This is a genomic window from Congregibacter brevis (assembly GCF_045689245.1).
Lineage (GTDB): Bacteria > Pseudomonadota > Gammaproteobacteria > Pseudomonadales > Halieaceae > Congregibacter > Congregibacter brevis.
Genome location: NZ_CP136865.1, coordinates 1408739 through 1426548, shown reverse-complemented (window position 1 = coordinate 1426548; position 17810 = coordinate 1408739). Strand labels below are relative to the sequence as shown.

16 protein-coding genes and 1 pseudogene are annotated in these 17810 nt (G+C 50.5%); 6 read left to right on the top strand and 11 right to left on the bottom strand.

The features are described 5' to 3' along the window. Positions 1–75 precede the first annotated feature (75 nt). A complete protein-coding gene (locus tag R0137_RS06295; RefSeq protein WP_407329400.1) occupies positions 76–2370 on the bottom strand; it encodes a TonB-dependent receptor in 2295 nt (764 codons plus the stop codon). A 359-nt stretch (positions 2371–2729) separates the two neighbouring features. Here R0137_RS06295 and R0137_RS06290 point away from each other — a divergent pair, with 359 nt between their 5' ends. After that, the gene (locus tag R0137_RS06290) at positions 2730–3650 is read left to right on the top strand and encodes a DUF1295 domain-containing protein (RefSeq protein WP_407329399.1); all 921 of its coding nucleotides are present in this window, start codon (positions 2730–2732) and stop codon (positions 3648–3650) included. Between the two features lie 18 nt (positions 3651–3668). On the opposite strand, the gene araC is transcribed toward R0137_RS06290, so the two are convergent. From araC to R0137_RS06265, 5 genes are all read right to left on the bottom strand, one after another. Next, positions 3669–4562 (bottom strand): arabinose operon transcriptional regulator AraC, encoded by an 894-nt coding sequence (gene araC / locus R0137_RS06285; RefSeq protein WP_407329397.1) that lies wholly within the window; start codon positions 4560–4562, stop codon positions 3669–3671. 332 nt (positions 4563–4894) lie between these two features. Continuing rightward, positions 4895–5740 (bottom strand): ThuA domain-containing protein, encoded by an 846-nt coding sequence (locus R0137_RS06280; protein ID WP_407329395.1) that lies wholly within the window; start codon positions 5738–5740, stop codon positions 4895–4897. Between the two features lie 16 nt (positions 5741–5756). Continuing rightward, positions 5757–7457: a GMC family oxidoreductase gene (locus R0137_RS06275; protein WP_407329394.1), complete on the bottom strand. Its 1701-nt coding sequence runs from the start codon at positions 7455–7457 to the stop codon at positions 5757–5759. A gap of 14 nt (positions 7458–7471) precedes the next feature. Beyond that, entirely contained in the window at positions 7472–8092 is a 621-nt protein-coding gene (locus tag R0137_RS06270) for a gluconate 2-dehydrogenase subunit 3 family protein (protein WP_407329392.1), read from the bottom strand. A gap of 275 nt (positions 8093–8367) precedes the next feature. Then, entirely contained in the window at positions 8368–9231 is an 864-nt protein-coding gene (locus R0137_RS06265; RefSeq protein WP_407329390.1) for an AraC family transcriptional regulator, read from the bottom strand. Between the two features lie 306 nt (positions 9232–9537). Between R0137_RS06265 and R0137_RS06260 the strand changes: the two genes are divergently transcribed. The 3 genes from R0137_RS06260 to R0137_RS06250 are packed head-to-tail and all read left to right on the top strand — an operon-like array spanning position 9538 to position 13092. After that, positions 9538–10695, top strand: coding sequence for a Gfo/Idh/MocA family protein (locus R0137_RS06260; RefSeq protein WP_407329388.1), 1158 nt, complete (start codon positions 9538–9540; stop codon positions 10693–10695). A 19-nt stretch (positions 10696–10714) separates the two neighbouring features. Then, complete coding sequence (locus tag R0137_RS06255; RefSeq protein ID WP_407329386.1) at positions 10715–11767, top strand: sugar phosphate isomerase/epimerase family protein; 1053 nt, start codon at positions 10715–10717, stop codon at positions 11765–11767. Positions 11768–11814: 47 nt separating this feature from the next. Next, the gene (locus tag R0137_RS06250) at positions 11815–13092 is read left to right on the top strand and encodes an MFS transporter (RefSeq protein ID WP_407329384.1); all 1278 of its coding nucleotides are present in this window, start codon (positions 11815–11817) and stop codon (positions 13090–13092) included. Positions 13093–13222: 130 nt separating this feature from the next. Here R0137_RS06250 and R0137_RS06245 read toward each other — a convergent pair. Next, positions 13223–13929: pseudogene (locus tag R0137_RS06245) on the bottom strand (IS6 family transposase). Between the two features lie 431 nt (positions 13930–14360). Between R0137_RS06245 and R0137_RS06240 the strand changes: the two are divergent. Both R0137_RS06240 and R0137_RS06235 read left to right on the top strand, forming a co-directional pair. After that, a complete protein-coding gene (locus tag R0137_RS06240; protein WP_407329382.1) occupies positions 14361–15101 on the top strand; it encodes an HAD family hydrolase in 741 nt (246 codons plus the stop codon). 118 nt (positions 15102–15219) lie between these two features. Further along, entirely contained in the window at positions 15220–16098 is an 879-nt protein-coding gene (locus tag R0137_RS06235) for a zinc-dependent alcohol dehydrogenase family protein (RefSeq protein WP_407329380.1), read from the top strand. Here the strand turns inward: R0137_RS06235 and R0137_RS06230 are convergent. The 4 genes from R0137_RS06230 to R0137_RS06215 all read right to left on the bottom strand — a co-directional run bounded on the left by R0137_RS06230 (position 16090) and on the right by R0137_RS06215 (position 17734). Then, on the bottom strand, positions 16090–16239 hold the full coding sequence (locus R0137_RS06230; RefSeq protein WP_407329378.1) for a DUF4272 domain-containing protein: 150 nt from the start codon (positions 16237–16239) through the stop codon (positions 16090–16092). The genes R0137_RS06235 and R0137_RS06230 overlap by 9 nt on opposite strands. 257 nt (positions 16240–16496) lie before the next feature. After that, complete coding sequence (locus tag R0137_RS06225) at positions 16497–16814, bottom strand: hypothetical protein (protein ID WP_407329376.1); 318 nt, start codon at positions 16812–16814, stop codon at positions 16497–16499. Between the two features lie 40 nt (positions 16815–16854). Then, positions 16855–17277, bottom strand: coding sequence for a DinB family protein (locus R0137_RS06220; protein WP_407329374.1), 423 nt, complete (start codon positions 17275–17277; stop codon positions 16855–16857). Positions 17278–17422: 145 nt separating this feature from the next. Further along, positions 17423–17734: a hypothetical protein gene (locus R0137_RS06215; protein WP_407329373.1), complete on the bottom strand. Its 312-nt coding sequence runs from the start codon at positions 17732–17734 to the stop codon at positions 17423–17425. Positions 17735–17810: the final 76 nt, after the last annotated feature.

Here is a 17810-nt window from a genome sequence, read left to right as displayed (position 1 = left end):
TAGAAGATCGCAATGGTCCACTAAAACCATTGCGATCACGATGCCTGCCGGCGCTTACCAAACTAATAGCTTGCGCTAGAAGATGTAGCTGAGAGTCAATCCATACTCGCGGCCGTTATAGGTGAGCGGACCACTTACTGTAAGAGGATTCGCCGGGTCAAATGTGGGGAACTGGTTAACCGTTTGAACAGCAACTTCATCGGTAAGGTTTTTGGCCCATAAAGAAAGCACCCAGTTCTCGTTGCTGACACCCGCATTCACATTAAAAAAGTTAAGAGGGTCATTGTAGTCCTCGATCTCGAGGTCCGCCGAGACCTCGGAATTCCAAGTCCATGAAAAATTGGAGTTAAAGGCCCAGCCGTTGCTAAAACTTTTGACATACGTTAACTGCAGGTTGCTGTTCCACCTGGGTTGAAGCTTTAGGTCAGATCCTGGCTCTGCAGGGCAAAACAGATCGGTAGCGTTGTTGTCGTTGGGCGTGCATAGGCGATCGGCGAATTCCTCGACTGTCGCATCGAAATACGCCACTGCGAAACTGCCGGACCAGTTTTCTGTTATGGCATAGCTAAAATCGAACTCGATGCCCTGGGTAACTACTTCTTCTGCATTGAAGAGAAGGCTAGTTGCAAATGCACTCGCCCCTGTCAGATTCAAAAGTGGATTCGATACCGCAAAACCATCGACTCGAGTGATGTAATCATCAAACACCTGATAAAAAGCCGCTGCGTTGTACCGCAGTCTTTGATCTAGCGCACTGCCTTTTACTCCGACTTCGAAGGCAGTAGATACTTCTTCGTCATAGTCAGTAAAGTCCTCAGCCAAGCCGAGAACGATGCCGTCGGGATCGAGCGGAGTGCCAGCCACTGCGGCCCCTATCGCTCTCACGCCAGCTGCAAAACTGGTAACTCCTCCAGCGCGGTAAGCGTTATCGATAGCAACGTACCCAGTGGTGTTTTCATTCAGAAAGTAGTTCAGCTTCAGACTCCAAGACAGATGTTCAAAGTCCAGCTCTCGACTGATAGGCTCAAAGCCGGGCGCGTTGATTTCTGAGTTTATATCTCTTGTGCCATCCTCATAGCGTAACCCGGTAGCTAGGTCCCATTGATCGGCCAGGTGCCAGGTGATGTTGGCAAACAACGCTGCATCACTACCCTCTTGCTCCGTAAAGGACTCGAAACCGCCCAACCCAATAAAGCTACTGCTTTCGGTTTCACTTAAGTAAACGCCAGCCAGGTAATCAAAGGAGTCGCCGCTATTTGAGATTCGGGCTTCGAGGGTGCGTATCTCATTGATAACTTCAAATTCTGAAATTGGTGTAGGGGTAATGGGAAAATCCCCGCCCTGTATCTGAAAGCCATCCGTCGCAAATTCCTGGTAGCCCGCGATCACATCTAACGTTGTCCAGTCCGCGTTCAACTGATAGCGGGCCGAAAAATCTTTAACATCAGTTCGTGATACACCTGCGGCGTTGCTGTAAACCACTCGATCACCAAAATCGGTGAAAGTCGCGGGAATATTACTAAAACCACCAGTCGCAGGTACCTGGCCATCGTAAGTCTGCACGTTGTATGTGTTTTCTAAATCCTGATAGTTGGCGATGAGGTCTAGCGTAGACTGCTCGTTTAGGTCTGCAAGAAGCCTAACTCTAGCGGCTATATGGTCCTTCCCACCGGTAGCGTCGTCTGTGGCTAAGGGACTCACTAAATCAATACCTCCTTCAGAGTCACCGCGCAGTGCGGACGCTCTAATGGCGACGCTTTCAGTGATTGGTATATTGACCGACGCTCTTAGGTCCGTGGTTGGTTCGTTGTTTGCGTCCCACTGAGAATAGGTGGCAGCAACCTTGCCTTCCATTCGTTCGGTTGATGGCGCCTTGGTGGTGATGTTGTAGGCACCACCCGGTGCGTTTTTTCCGTACAGCGTGCCCTGTGGCCCCCTTAGCAATTCGATCTGCTGCGGATCCATTAAGGTGGTAAACGCAACGCCAACTGAAGCTGCCGCAACGCCGTCAATGAAAATGGGCACGCTAGGCGCGGCTCCATCAATAACGCTGGTGCCTACACCTCTAATAGTTAAGGCTCTGGCCACCGGTGAGTTAGTAGCCCCGCTGGAAATTCCTGGGGTTAGGTCTAGCGTCTCACTGAAGTCGATGACGTTGTTACGATCCAATGCGTCTGAATTCAATACCACCATCGAAATGGGTACGTCCTGCACACTTTGAATTGATCGCTGTGCGGAAACAACAACCTCTTCAACAACGAGATTTTCTTTAACCTCGCTCTGACTCGAACCCGGTATTTTTTCTTGAGCATTAGATGCGTGAGCGCTGAATGCGATTAAGACGCCAAGAGTTCTGCTGAGTTTGTCCATTTTCTACCACCACTATTGTTGATGAATTATTAAATCGGCGGCGTGAAAGTATCCGTTTGTTTTTCCAATAACAAGCTCGCGCAGCCGTGCGAAACAGGCTCTTTTAGGTTGTCAAAAGCCTATTTAAATCAGCTATTTAGGAAATATTCGCCATTTTTACCTAGTTGCGAAAATAGGTCGCTGAAATCGATCAAAACGGAGCCGAAATGGAACAAGAGAATTTCAAGCAGAACGACAGATAATTAGTCTTGGAAAGTTGGGCGCCCAAAAAGTCGCCCATACGAAAGAGACAAAATTTATTTTTGTGAAAATTCACATCCCGGTGTTTTCAATTTGATTCTTTGTCAGGGGAGCCCTCAGTGAGCCATTATCTAAAGCTGTCTGTTGCCTTTATAGCGGTCTGGGCAATCGCATTATTCGCTCAAAATGAAACTCTGGTTTCGATGCTTTTGATCAACGCCAGTATTCAAGTCATCTTGTTTGCATTCGTTGCATGTATCCCATTCTTACAAACAGGTCGTATGTCGTTTGTGGATTTGGCCTGGCCATTTGGCGTAGCAGCAATTGGCTTAATGATCATCACTGTGGGCGACGGCGACATCCTCCGACGTACGGTTGCTGGTTTAGCCTATCTATTCATAGGTCTACGCATGGGAATTGGTGGCCTCTATGCAGCGACAAAAACCGGCATCATTTTTCGCCGAGAATTTCCTCGCTACAAATACCGGCGTCTGAAGTTGGAAGAAAGCGGCAACGGTAATATCGAAATCCATATGTTAGTGGAAATCATGGTGCAGGGGCTCGCCAATACTTCGGTTTTAGCGTTACCGGGATTTTTACTCGCCACCAACGGCAACAGTGTGTTCTCCGCATGGGAAGTTATAGGTATAACGATTCTAATCACTGCCTACCTACTCGAAACAGTTGCTGATCGGCAAAAAACTCGCTTTGTCTCAAACGACAAAAAAGGCGTCTGTAATGTAGGACTGTGGCGTTATAGCCGTCACCCCAATTACTTTTCTGAATGGCTTGTTTGGACAGGCTTGGTTATCAGCGCCGTTTCTTCCTGGTTACTCCTGCTTCCATCGGAGCAGACCTTAGTGTGGATCACACTAGGCCTCGGTACCGTTGGAGCATCGATGATGATGTATCTAACTCTAGTATTTTTAACCGGCGCTATCCCTGCAGAGTACTACTCGGTCAGAAAACGTCCGGGCTATAAACATTATCAGGAGACGACCAGTATGTTTTTTCCTTGGGCGCCTAAAAAGTGCGAGTGAAGTTCCGAATCAATATCTCTATTCACAACGTAGTTTTCTAAACTGGGTGGGTGAAACTTTTGCTACTTTTGTAAAGCACTTTGAAAAGTACAGTGAATCATTGTATCCAGTTGCGCGCGCTATTTGCGTGATACTTAGCTGCGTCTTCTTCAACAACTTTGAAGCTTCCGCCACGCGACGTTCATCTCTCCACTGAAACACGGTTCGCCCTGTGTTTGCTTTAAACAACGCAGACAGTCTGGTTTTGGACAAACCCACAGCATCGGCGACGTCATAAATAGTGATACCTTGATCCAGACGTTCGAGGATGAAGTCTTTGGCATCTTGAACCCTGACATCATATTCAGCGGGTTTTTCCAACTCAGTAAACGAATAGCAACGAATGAGGAGCTCTTCTATCTGATTAGCTAGAAGTGACGTACTTACGATAGTTTCGTCCTTCGTAAACGATATGGCTTTCCGAAAGATATCCGTTAAACACTCAATGTCAGTTTCGGGAACATTGAGATGGTGAATATGTGGGCTTAGCTCGGGCCAATTTAGCCATCGAGTGAACCGAGGCTCGGTCTGGAAATATACCCAGTAGTGAACCCACTCCGTCGATTGAAAAGCACGACGGTAGTCGTAAAACGCCTCGGGTGAGTGCAGCACTAAGTCTCCCACTCGCGTAGTTAACTCTGTGTCACCACAGTTATAGCGCCCCGAACCCTTTACCGTAAGGGTCAAACTCCAACCACGCATTTGTCCGGCTACGCGCAACGTCGGACTATCGGATGCTTCCAAGGCGGTTTGGCAAACCTTCCCTGCGAAGTTTCTGTTCCTGAGAAGAGTATCAGCATGGGCCATACAACTTCTAAGCTCAGATGCCATCGTATTGACCTGAGCAGGCGTCAACTCAACCCCGGACTCCATCAGGCAGCGCCACGTTTTCTTGAAAAAGTTTACTTTTTTAGTGTCGAGCAACGAGTTCAAATCAGCTCTTAACGACAACATAGAAGGAAGAACATGGTTCTTATTCTGGTCGTACATTGAGTTCATCGCTGACGTAATTTCTTGCATGGGTACTGGAGTCCCCTCAAGAAATCGCCATAAGATAAATATAGATTCAGACTTGTTTCGCATGCTTTCGCCGATCCACTAGCTGATATCCAAACCGAAGCCATAACGGCTAGTGTAGGAATGCTCGCGAGCATCTCCAAGCTACAATCAATAATGGCCGATGCGCGCAGAGGAGATGCACCAAGCTAATTCAAACCCCATGCGATTGCGTTTTCGATTAGAGTCACAAACTCCGGAATTTGATAGGTGGCAGCTTGATGCCCAATAGCCGTGTAAAAAACCTTACCTTTACCCTGGCGATGGCTCCATGTAATTGGGTGCTCACCTTGCATGCGATCCTGACCAAAGAAGTTTTCGCCGACCGTAATGTAAGAGGACTCATCAAGAGTTAGAAGTATCGTCGTTGTCGCGTGGTTTGGTGATTGATCGAAGGCATACCACTCTTCATTAGGAATTTTCCAAACGGATGAGAGGTGGGCCGTGATCGAAGAGCCTGTTGGATTAACGGTTATCTCGGCATCCTGGAACTGAGGATCCATCGTGTGGCCTACAAACTGAGCTCCCAACAATTCATCAACATACCAGTCCCATCGGTACTCGAGTTCGCCTCCGGAAGCGTGAATACCAATCCACGTACCTCCTTCCTCAATCCATTTCCGCATCGCTGTGCGCTGGAAAGCATCTAGAACATCGCCTGACACGTTGTTCCAAACAATGACGTCGAAGTCCTCCAGAAATGTAGGCGTGTGCGTCGCACCGTTTTTGGTGTGATACATGCTCCAGTCGTTATGCTTGGCAATCCGCGTTAGCATTGCTTCAGCTTCGGGTAGGGCATCGTGGTGTATAAAGCCGTTGGTCTTGCTCAACACGAGAATAGCGGGTCTTGTCAGTACAGGTTTGTCCGGTGCCACCACATCATATTCGTAACGCGGTATAAGCCCGTGATGTTTCAGGAATACATAAAAGGCGATGGCACAGATTAGGATTGCGCCCAGCAAAGAAATACCCGCTATTTTTAGAGATCTCTTCATAGACTATTCTGTGGCTTTACAAGTCTCCGGATGCAAGCAGCTCAGTCGCGTATGCACAGGCTCGGGCTGTAAATGCCATATAGGTCAGCGAGGGATTAACACATGATGATGAAGCCATGAATGACCCGTCAGTTACAAACAGGTTTGGAATTCCATGCGCCTGATTGTGCTTATTGAGCACCGATTGATTAGGGTCATCACCCATTCGTGCCGTCCCCATCTCGTGGATACCCAGGCCAGGGGTGGACAAATCATCTGAACCTTCTGTAACAATCGCCGCTCCCGCCGAATTGAGAATTCGCTTCGCTTGTTTGTTGGCATCTTGCCGCAATTTGTAGTCATTCTCTTGCCATTCATAGTCAAATACGACCTGAGGTATTCCGTAGCGATCAACTTTGTTTCGGCTCAAATACATCCGGTTCCTCTTCACCGGTAGCGTTTCTGCAAAACCAATCAATGCGAACAGCCAATAGCCGGGTTTGCGTAACGCTTCCTTGTAGCCTTCACCAAAACCAGGCCGGTTATGCTGGAATCGCCAGTCAGCTCGAAGTGTTCCCGTTTGAAATCCGTAGCCACGAAGAAAATCAGTGTCTTGATCGTCTGCACCATCCAGATTCCGAAAACGTGGGATATAGAGACCGGTGGGCCTATTTCCGTAGTAATAGCTGTCAAGATGATCGAAGAACACGCCGAGGCCACTCACTCCGAAACTATGGTCCATGAGATAATGCCCCAGTGTTCCGCTCTTGTTACCAAGGCCGTTTGGGAAAGATTCACTTTTGCTGTTTAGCAATAGTTGGGTAGAGCCGACCGTCGAGGCGCAAAGGAAGAAAACTTTTGCAGAGTACTTTTTACGCGTCCGTGTGTTCCTGTCGACAACATACACGCTGCTTATACGCTCTGCGCTTTGGTCGTACTCTAGGCGCTCCACGATCGCGTCAGAAACGAGCGTAAGATTCCCTGTAGCCCTCGCTGCTGGCAGCGTTGAGCTTTGCGAACTAAAGTAGCTGCCGGTCGAGCACCCTCGTTCGCAAGGCCCACAGTAGTGGCATGCTGATCGACCCGGCAGTGGCTCAGTTAAGATGGCTGAGCGTGAGTTGGTAAGCGTAACGTCGGGCGCGGCGGTTTTTAGTCGATCGCTAATTGTCTCTTCGAGAGCCATCCAAGGCATCGGTTTTTGGAACTCACCGTCTGGTAGCTGAGGAAGATTCTCTCGTCGACCGTTCACCCCAATGAACTTCTCAACATAGCTGTACCAGGGTGCAATGTCCTCGTAGCCTACTGGCCAGGGGATTCCGTGACCATCTTTTGCATTCGCGTTGAAGTCCTGCTCGCTCAGCCGGTAGGTTTGACGCCCCCACATAAGCGAGCGGCCTCCAACAACATCACCGCGAATCCAGTCAAACGGTTTGCTCTCATCGAGAGCGTAGGGATGCTCAGAGTCAACATTCCAAAACTGCTTGTTGGCCTGACTCATTGCGTAGCAGTGAGACTGCACTTCGTAATCTTTAGCGAGTTCCTCCCGGTCGGCCCTGCCATTGAACGTCATCTTCCACGATGGCGCGTGCTCTCCGAGGTATCCTGAACCATGCTGAAGATCCCGCCCGCGCTCCAGTACGAGCACTTTAAGCCCTCTTTCAGTAAGCTCTTTCGCGGCCCAACCACCTGTGATTCCCGACCCAATGACAATGGCATCAAATTCAGTGCTACTTTGCATAGTTTATGTATTCGTTAACCAACAATTTGGAAAGCCCAACTGCTGTCGTCTTCCTCTAACGGGATCGCCCCATCAAAACGCATCGGCATCGGGTTGTATCGAAGAACTCCTGTGGCACCGAGCTTTGAAGTAAAAAAGCCAAAGGTCGTGAGTTCTTTTATCTGGCAAATAAATGGAACGTCGTTCATCGTCTCTGAAGATCGCCGGCCGGGGGCGTACCAAACAGAGTCAGCGGCGCTGGCTTCGAGTTCCTTGAGAATCTGGATCTGATCTTCGCCGTCTAGCACCGCAAATGATTGCTGGTGGTGCTGCTGCGAGCGCTGCTCGACGGACGAAAGTCCCGCCAAAAAAACGCTACGTTCAGAGTTTGTATACCAGTCGCTCACCATTAACTCGACGAACGACGGTACATTTGCATCAATGGCACCCGGCGTATCTGTAGCGGGAATGATGTGCTCGCATATTATCGCGCACATCTCCCGCTGCTCCTCACTGAACAGCGAGACAGGCGACTTCACGTAATCCTGTCGACTCGCGATAAAGTCCCTTTGCTCTTGGCTGAGCGCCACGCTTGAGAAACCGGAAGCCCCCGATACCAAAACGGCCGCACAATGAAGGAAGTCACGTCGATTCAAGTGTCATTTCCCCAATGCCTGATCAATGACCGCACGGGAGAGCAACAGCACAATCCCGGACTCCAGCCCGACTTGTCGAGCGTGACGTCTACGATCAAAGAAGAAGCACGCACTAAAGACCGCATCTAGAACGTGCGGCCAGGGGCATAAGGTGTGCTTACTTGAAGGCATGCGCGTTTACGTCATCCACTGTCGAACACCAACAAAGTGTAGGATGACACTTCGGCGTTGGCTCCTACTCATTTGCCCATTGAGCAATACAGAATTGAGCGGCATTACGCCGTCTTCTTTACCGCCGCTCGGTAGGACGTGGGAGTTGTGCCACGTAACTCTCTGAACTGCCGATTAAAATTCGACAAATTGTGGTAGCCGCAAGAAAACGCGATTTGAGCGATGCTGTCTTCCGAAAACGCCAGCAGCCTGCAAGCTTCGGAAGTTCGCACCAGGTTAACAAAGGAAACAAACGTTCTGCCCGCCGCGTTACGGAAAAAACGACTGAAGCTGGATGAGGTCATGCCGACACGTTCCGCTATATCGCTTTGCACAATCTCGGATTGCAGATTTTGCTTAATGTAGTTGACTATTAATGCCATTTTGTCAGCGGAAAACTCCCCTTGATCAGTGTAAAAGCCTTCGCCGGCAAGAGACTCCCTATCGGTGTTTTCGCTGAGACCGTTCAATAAATGCAATAGTGAGGTTAGGCGCAATAAACCTTGCTGATCGACCGCTGCATTTAGATGATCAGCCTCGCTGGAGTTCTTCAGACCCGAGAACTTAAGGCCTCTGCTCGCTTGATCGATCAGCTGCGTAACACCGTTGAGTTCAGGAAGACGAGACATCGGGCTGATCAGGGCTTCTTGATCGAACTGCACCATCAATATAGTAAATGGAGTATCTAGGTGTTCGTCTTCGTTGTAACAATGCGGTAGGTTTGGACCAAGCAGGATAAGGTCGCCTTCGACGAACCTAGTGATCGAATCACCGACATATAGCTCACCTCGCCCAGAAACCATATAGACAATTTCGATCTCCGGATGCATATGCCATCCGATGTAGCCGTCTATCGTAAGCCAGGAATGCCTTACAGATATCAGCGAGGCATCAACCTGAGGTTCAATGCTTTCCAGTATGGGTTTCAAAGTATTTGGTCTCCGTTAACCCCGTCGCCCCAAGAACCGTTGATTTGTGTTGACCGCAATCGGAGCACTTTTAATCCGACCTGAGTATCGGCAACAAGTTTGGGTTACGCACCGCTTTCCTGAGTCAATCAACGCTATTAAACACCAGATTTATCCAAACAGTTTACCAGCGCTGAATTTGTACAAATAACAAAGGAATTCTTCCAAGCTTTCTATCCCGGATGACGAGAAGCTTGCTCTCTTAATAGTGAGTAGTTTGCCCCACGTTCGCAACACGGGCTTTCACGCAAGAAAAACCGAGGCGTTATGTCTAAAGTACGAATGGGAATGGTCGGGGGCGGAGAAGGCGCATTCATCGGTGCCATTCACCGCATGGCAGCCGCCTTAGACCAGGAAATCGAACTCGTGTGCGGGGCGTTTAGTAGCAACACCGAACGATCACGTAGATCAGGTGCCTCGTTGGGTTTGCCAGATCACCGCGTATACACAAGTTACGAACTGATGATGACTGCGGAATCTGAGCTACCCAAAGAAGATCGGATGCAATTTGTATCCATCGTGACACCCAATCATCTGCACTTTCCAGTCGCTGTCGCTGCTTTGAAATCTGGCTTTCACGTCCTAAGTGACAAACCGGCGACATTTAGCCTTAGCGAAGTGCTGACAATGCGCAAGATCATCGAAAAGTGCGACCTAATTTATGGATTAACACACCCATACATCGGCTATCCCATGGTTCAAGAAGCACAACACCGTGTATCTATGGGTGCATTCGGGCGGATTCGCAAGATCCTAGTGGACTACAACCAAGGCTGGCTCGCAAATGATTCTATCGAACGCGAAAGTAAACAAGCCGCTTGGCGCCTGGATCCTTCCAAAGCTGGCATCAGCAGCTGCATGGGTGATATCGGCGTTCACGCGGCGAATCTTGCTGAGTTTGTTTCCGGTTTACGGATTACCGAGCTTTGTGCCGATTTGACGAGCTTTGTTCCCGGTCGCGAGCTCGACGACGATGGATCGGTGCTTCTTCGGTTTGATGGCGGCGCGAAGGGAGTGTTACAGGCCAGTCAGATCTGCACGGGTGAGGAAAATGCTTTGAGCCTTCGTGTGTATGGGGAAAAGGGTGGTCTGGAATGGTCGCAGCAAAATCCCAACAGCCTTCGTTTGAAATGGCCTGATCGCCCTGATGAGATAGTGCGCACAGCGGCGGATTACTTGAGTGATTCCGCCGCGGCCGCAACGAGAACACCTGCGGGGCATCCCGAGGGCTACCTTGAAGCGTTCGCAAATCTATACCTGGCGTTTGCCACGCGAGTAAGAGTACGCGAATTTGGAGAAGGCACCGATACCGCTCTCTTCAATTGCCCGGGAATCACTGAAGCAGTGAGAGGCATGGCGTTTATCGAACTCGCAGTGACAGCAAGTCAAAGCGATATCAAATGGCATCGTTTTGAGTCCCACTGAACACGATGAGGAGCTTGCCATGACGGGCATGAAAGGCCCCGGTATTTTTCTCGCGCAGTTTGTAAGCGACGAGAAGCCATTTGCCACCTTTGCCGATATAGTCGCATGGGCTGGCGACTTAGGCTACAAAGGCATACAGGTTCCAACTTGGGATTCGAATCTCGTTGACTTGGATCTCGCTGCTGACAGCAAAACGTACTGCGACGAGCTAAAGGGCATTTGCCAGGATAGCGGCGTTGAGATCACCGAGTTATCCACCCATTTGCAAGGTCAGCTGATAGCGGTAAATCCAGCCTATGACGCGCTGTTTGATGCCTTTGCGCCGGAGGCGTTTCGCGGCAACAGGACTGCACGTCAGGCCTGGGCAACAAACCAACTTTTTCTCGCCGCCAAGGCAAGTCAGAACCTCGGACTCAATGCGCATGCGACTTTTTCCGGCGCGCTTCTTTGGCACACTGTGTACCCCTGGCCACAACGACCCACAGGTCTTGTAGAGACAGGCTTCGCCGCATTGGCAGAACGCTGGATACCAATCCTTAATGCTTTCGACGCTGCCGGTGTAGATCTCTGCTACGAAATTCACCCAGGCGAGGACCTGCACGATGGGATCAGCTTTGAAAGATTCCTGGAGGCCACTGGCAATCATGCACGGTGCAATATTCTCTACGATCCCAGCCATTTCTTACTGCAGCAGTTGGACTACAGCCAGTTCATAGACCACTACTATGAGCACATAAAAATGTTTCACGTAAAGGACGCAGAGTTCAATCCTACGGGCAAGAGTGGCGTATATGGCGGCTACCAAAACTGGAAAGATCGAGCGGGTCGATTTCGCTCGCTCGGGGATGGGCAGGTCGACTTTTCACGTATCTTCAGTCAGCTAGCTAAGTATGGATACCAAGGCTGGGCGGTACTGGAATGGGAATGCTGTCTGAAGGACCCTGAAGATGGTGCACGTGAAGGCGTTGAGTTCATCACTAAGAACATCATTCGAACCACAGAGAAGGCGTTTGATGATTTCGCAGGTCTAGCCGCAGATGACACAGTGAATAGACGCATATTGCACCTTTAGCTCTCCATCTCTTCAGAACAATAAACATTACATTTTGCGAGTGCCCCATGACGGATAGAACGATCAATAGACACCGCCTCTTCTACGTCGGCAATTTAGCGATCTTTATGATTGGCCTGGGGTTTGCCGTACGGGCAAATATAGCCCCGAATTTGCAAACAGAAATCTACGACAAGTTAAGCCCCACAAACTCTGTCGCGATGATTGGGGAGGCCCTGGGCATAACGTTCACAGGCTTTGCTTTAACCCTGTTGTTTGGTAGCGCACTCGTGGAACTGGTGGGTATGAAGCGTATGCTGCTCTGTTCCGCAGTGGGCTACATAGCTGGAGCGCTCGGATTGATGGTCGCCACCACAATAACGCCCGGCCCTCTTGCTGAATCGCTTGTTCTCTCCAGCCTGTTACTCACCGGACTGGGCTGGGGTGCAGTAGAGGCTGCGACAAACCCAATGGTTGCAGCGCTTTACCCCGAAGAGAAGGCGCACCGTATGAACATACTCCATGCCTGGTGGCCGGCGGGCATTGTTATCGGCGGCCTCCTTGGCGTACTTATCAATACCGCAGGTATGCCTTGGCAAGTGAACATGTTCACATTACTGATACCGGCGCTTATTCTCATGTGGCTAGTGGCGAGCTCCGCCTTTCCGGAAACCGAGCGTGTGGCAAGGGGTATCAGTTATCCAGATATGCTAATGGAATTGATCAAACGCCCGCTATTCTGGGTGTTTTGGGCTTGCATGTTTCTTACGGCTGCATCCGAGTTGGCGCCGGGGCAATGGGTGAATATCACATTGTCCAACACGGTGGGAATGCAAGGCATTCTACTATTGGTGTATGTCAGTGCATTGATGTTCGTAATGCGGCATTTTGCAGGCTCGGTGGTAGCGCGAATATCTTCTATGGGATTAATGGTCGTTAGCTGCGTAGCGGCCAGCATAGGCCTCTACCTACTGAGCCTAGCGAACTCACCAGCGATGGCGTTTGGAGCTGCCACCATATGGGGTATCGGAGTGTGTTACCTATGGCCAACCATGCTAGCAATCACTGCGGAGCGGTTCCCCCGCGGCGGTGCCTTAGCCATGGGACTTATGGGATTCGCCGGCGGCATGTCGATTCAATTTCTCCTCCCCGCTATGGGGGCCATATTTGATGCAGCCAAAGCGGAGGCAGCGGGCGGAGTAACTAAACTGCCGGCGCTTTCTGATGAAGAGATGCTAGAGGTTCTTCGCTACGCATCGGTAGAGTCTTTTCAAGTCGTTGCGGTCTTACCACTGCTTCTTCTACCGGTCTTTGGAATCATCTGGTTCTGCGACCATCGACAATGAAAGCACCAGTTATGTAATAGCGGTACCAGCTATTTGAACTTCGCCCCCACTGCTCAATTGACGAACGCCAGGTATTTGCAAGGTTTTGACAAGTTAACTGCCCCAAGCCAGTGAAATATAGCCACCGACCTCAAGCAACTGCCCTACTCCATTCAGCGAACGCACTGATCCTGAGATTTCGATAGTGCTCAGCCCTCACCAGATGCCGCCCAAGATTGAATAAATTTGCAACCGCAGCATGAGTACCCAGAAATCTCTGAGCCTGTCTTAACGATTTGAACTTCCTCATGCCTCGTTCACGCACCCTAGTTGTTTCGTGAGATTGCTCTACCCGATTATTCTCATACGGTTCAGTGCTATGAATTACATCCGGCATCAGCTCCCGGTGAGCCACTCGATAGCTTCGCAACTTATCGGTCACGATCTTTCTGGGCGCACCTCTACAGCTTCGCAGTAAGCGCTTGAAGAAACGCTTGGCAGCAGCACCATCGCGCTTTGCCTGGAGATACACATCCACCACCTCACCATCTTGATCCACTGCTCGCCACAGGTAGTGCCGCTTACCGTTGATCTTTACGAAAACTTCATCGATAAAGAAAGTATCGCCGTAACCCCTGTGTTTACGCTTCAATCGGCGGGTATAAGTGGCGCCGAACTTGATACACCAGAGGCGGATCGACTCCCGAGTAACGATAATGCCTCGTTCAGCGAGGAGGTCTTCGATATCCCGATGGCTCAGATTGAATCTGTAGTAGAGCCAGAGAGTCTGCCCCGCTTTATGGGTACTGCGTAGCTGATGATTTCGCGAGGGAAGCGGTGGCGTTTATAGGTATTCATCAAGCTAGCTTACCAAGCCCTGCCGGTTAACTTGGCGGTACCGTTTTTCGCTGCCCTAGTGGCGGCACCGTCACCGCTCACTACGACATTGACCAGAAATACACTGGATGGCTCGTGGCCACTCTTCGACGAGCCTCAAAATCAACGGGGGCTTTTGTCGCGCCGCATTCGAGCCGGGCGCCCTCTTTCGTCGTGGAAAAATACTGCCAGCCGCGCTAAATACCCTTTGGGTTGACCCCCGCTGTCCGGTGCTGTTCGACCAAAACGGAATGACGCCATCAGGCGATTCAGCTCGTTCGAGTCGCCTTGTACTATAGTGCCACACACCCATTTGCCAGCGTGTGCTATTTAGTGATCTTGGCAGACGGTCGCGTTTCTGCCACTACACAGTAAACTCCGGCGTAGCAACTTTCGAACATGGATCATTGTTAATGGAAACGCCTAGAGCCCCGTGGGGCACATCAGAGAGCGAGCATACGACAATCAGTGGCAGCTATATCAAGGGTGTGATTTTTGATTTTGATGGCCTAATTGTTGATACAAATGCGCTCTGGACAGAGGCAGAACATGCGTGTTTTACAGCGGTAGGCGTCTACGTTACTCCAGACCAGCAACAGCTTACAGAATCTATGACTACGCGACAGGTTGCGAGCCATTGGTATAAATATCAGCCATGGCGCGGAAGGTCGGTCGAGAAACTTGAACTCGACGTGATTGAATATGTGAGACGGGAGCTGGCTAGCGGCGCCAGGACCATGCCCGGCGCAATTGACGTGATTCGTTGGTGTTGTGCTCAAGGATATCGAATAGGCCTTGCGACAAATGCACCGCGCGAAGTCTGCGAGCCAACCCTTGAACAACTTGGTGTGCACGACCAATTCGACGCGATTGTCACTGAAGCAGACGTTCGCAATGGGAAGCCCCACCCAGCTGTCTATCGCGCCTGCGTGGAGAAGCTTAATCTCCGCCCTCACGAAGCAATCGCATTTGAGGACTCACCCACCGGCGCGCTGGCCGCTGTAAGAGCAGGTGTTACGGTAATCGGAGTACCATCAATGCGGGCCTATGAGCCTGAGCTCAACACTCTCTGCCATAGAGTGCTGCCCAACATGGATTCTGCTGATTCAAGGTTCTTTAAAACCTTTGCGAAACACGGCATTGCGGAACATTGATGTTCAGTAACGTGCAAATAAGCTGGCGAGTGATAATTTGATCAAGAAGCGTTTTTCATTCGTCTACGACAGATTCGGCCCTCCTCATTCGTCACTCGCGCTCAAAGAGAATGAACTTGTGGCGCTGCAACCAAACACAGTTCGTGTCGCGATGACGTACGCCCCCATCAATCCATCCGATCTGATTCCGATCACCGGTGCCTATCGTCAAAGAATAGGTTTGCCTACGATTGCTGGTTACGAGGGCGTCGGCCTTGTGATTGAAGCACCAGCTGAATTCTCGCATTTGCTCGGGCAGCGCGTACTGCCTCTTCGCGGAGAGGGCACGTGGCAGACGGTAGTAGACTGCCCTGCAACCTGCGCGGTCGAGGTGCCCGATGGAATATCCGACCTGCTTGCAGCGCGCGCCTATATCAATCCGCTCGCCGCGTTGACGATGCTTCATCTCTGGCCCCCAAAAGGTAAGGTTATTCTACTGACCGCAGCGGGTTCCGAATGTGCAGAGTATCTGGGTCGATGGGCGCTCCGCCAAGGAGCCGCTCGCGTTCTCGGGATTTATCGATCCGAATGCCGCGTGGACAGATTAGCCGAGTGCGGAATCGAGCCAATATCCATTCTCGATCGTCACGCGATTCATGACGCGTCAGTACAAGCCAATATCGCATTCGACGCTCTCGGCGGCGAGATCGGCACCGCTGCTCTGGGTCACATGCGTCACGAAGCAAAGTTTGTCTCGTATGGCCTCTTGAGCAATGAACCCGTTGCAATTGGGTCCGAGCAGAGCTCCGGATACCACCGATTTCATCTCCGAGATCATCTACCTTCCTTTCTAGGGCCCGCAATGCAAAATGCATTCGCCGGGATCTGGCCCAGGTTGGCTGAAACCGGGCCATTAGCGCCGCGGGTATTCGGCGCTCAGTATTGGCAGGAGGCCCTAGAAGAGACCACAAGGCCCGGCGGGCGCAAGTCCGTTCTCGATTTAGCGGAGTTAAGCTGAAGAAGCTTGCAGGACAATCCCAACAGCCCACAACAAGACGTAGAGTGCCTCAAGACGCCAAGTGGCGTTGATATGGGCCTGGGTGCCGTATGTAGGATTGGAGAGGTAGGTTTTCTCTTCTCGTGAGAGCGACTCCCACAAGTCAAACTCTATCAGGTAGTCGATGAAGGAACTATCTCCTTCACATCTAGGTGATCAAATAGCTGACCTAGATGAGCTAGTGCTATAGGCATTTCTTCAATTGCCTTTTTCGTGTCCTCGGCCACCATCGCTTGGACTAAAGCGGCACGTCTTCTTTTTTCTTCCTTGGTTGCCACGATGCCTCCTACACATAACGCTTCAAGCAGGGGCGCACGGTAGTGCGTCCCGGCGCGACGCGCCCTTGCTGCCTTGACTGGTTATGTGTCCTGCTCTGATAGCTTCTCACCACTTTGCTCCTTCATGCCCTCCTCCGTCTTTTCTGAGACATGCACCTGGACAGGTGCTACTTCACCTTTGCCTTCAGCTTCTAGCTGCATACGATTCAGTTCGTGGAGCATGTACGGAATTGGCGAGTTGGAGCAGTTGCGGCCTTCAAATCTGAGCAGGCGATCTTCGTCTACAACGATAGTGGGCCTCTGTGCCATCGCATCCGCGGCCCACAATACCGTAAGAAAAACCACGCAGTCCCGAAACTTGCTCTTAGACACATAACGCCAAGGTTTGAGGCGGGCCATGCAATGGGCCGCCCCAGCCGACGGCGACAACACCTCATTGTTAGGTTTTTCTGCGCGCTGGCTCTTTTTCATGTATGTAAATTCCGTAACCATCAATCGGATGTGGTACTGAAGCCAGATCTAATGCACGTGCAATATTGCCTCGGTGGTATGAGCTGTGATTTACAATGTGAAATAGAATCTCATCAATGCTGAGCATACCGCGTTTTCCGTCTGCAAATACGAACGCGACTTTTTCGCTTCCATTCTCCATGCGATCTACGTAGCTTTCGAACCAATCGGCAGACTCGCTCAGTCGACCCTCAAGTTCTTCAAAATTCGGGATGACCGCAGTGTTTGTGCTTTCGTGTGGAGCAGAGGAAGAACCTAATCTGCTTATAAAAAGTTCTTCGACAATGACTATATGGTTGATCTGTTGAAGCGCGAAGGCGTAGGCATCTGGGAATAAATCTCTATCAATCAATTCGATAGCTCGTAAGGTTCGCTCGTCCGCCCACCTTTTGTATCCGAATGATTGATTTAGCACTCGATTCCCCCTGAAACCTAACGCCCAAAGCAGCGGCGCGCGTTAGCGCGTCCAGCCCGCAGGGCGATGCTGCCTTTGCTTGTTATGTTTTTGGTGCCCATCCATTTCTCTCTGCGATTACTTGCCATTCTGGTTTTTTAGTTGCCACTGCTTTTTGGCAATGCTCTACCAACGCTTTTATACTTGGGTCTGTTGCTTTATCTAGGCAAGTCGGTGTTGATTTTCCTTTCGTGGCTTTTGCATGGCCACTTTGTAGAGATGATATGGCGTCATCAATTTTGCGTAAAAGCACTTGATCCTCAGTCTTAGCCCTGACTTTACCAAGAGCAGTAATATGAGAGGCTATAGTCTTTGCTTCTTTAGCAGACTTCAAAATGTTTTCGTACGACTTCAAAATTTACTCCATTTCTTTGATGCTTGGTGAAACATAACGCTCGCGGTTGGGGCGCGCGCTAGCGCGTCCCAACCAA

Coding starts and splice junctions, on each gene's coding strand:
- R0137_RS06225 (WP_407329376.1), bottom strand. CDS start 16,814: ATGGCCCGCCTCAAACCTTGGCGTTATGTGTCTAAGAGCAAGTTTCGG.
- R0137_RS06275 (WP_407329394.1), bottom strand. CDS start 7,457: ATGCAAAGTAGCACTGAATTTGATGCCATTGTCATTGGGTCGGGAATC.
- R0137_RS06280 (WP_407329395.1), bottom strand. CDS start 5,740: ATGAAGAGATCTCTAAAAATAGCGGGTATTTCTTTGCTGGGCGCAATC.
- R0137_RS06250 (WP_407329384.1), top strand. CDS start 11,815: ATGACGGATAGAACGATCAATAGACACCGCCTCTTCTACGTCGGCAAT.
- R0137_RS06295 (WP_407329400.1), bottom strand. CDS start 2,370: ATGGACAAACTCAGCAGAACTCTTGGCGTCTTAATCGCATTCAGCGCT.
- R0137_RS06255 (WP_407329386.1), top strand. CDS start 10,715: ATGACGGGCATGAAAGGCCCCGGTATTTTTCTCGCGCAGTTTGTAAGC.
- araC (WP_407329397.1), bottom strand. CDS start 4,562: ATGGAGTCCGGGGTTGAGTTGACGCCTGCTCAGGTCAATACGATGGCA.
- R0137_RS06260 (WP_407329388.1), top strand. CDS start 9,538: ATGTCTAAAGTACGAATGGGAATGGTCGGGGGCGGAGAAGGCGCATTC.
- R0137_RS06240 (WP_407329382.1), top strand. CDS start 14,361: ATGGAAACGCCTAGAGCCCCGTGGGGCACATCAGAGAGCGAGCATACG.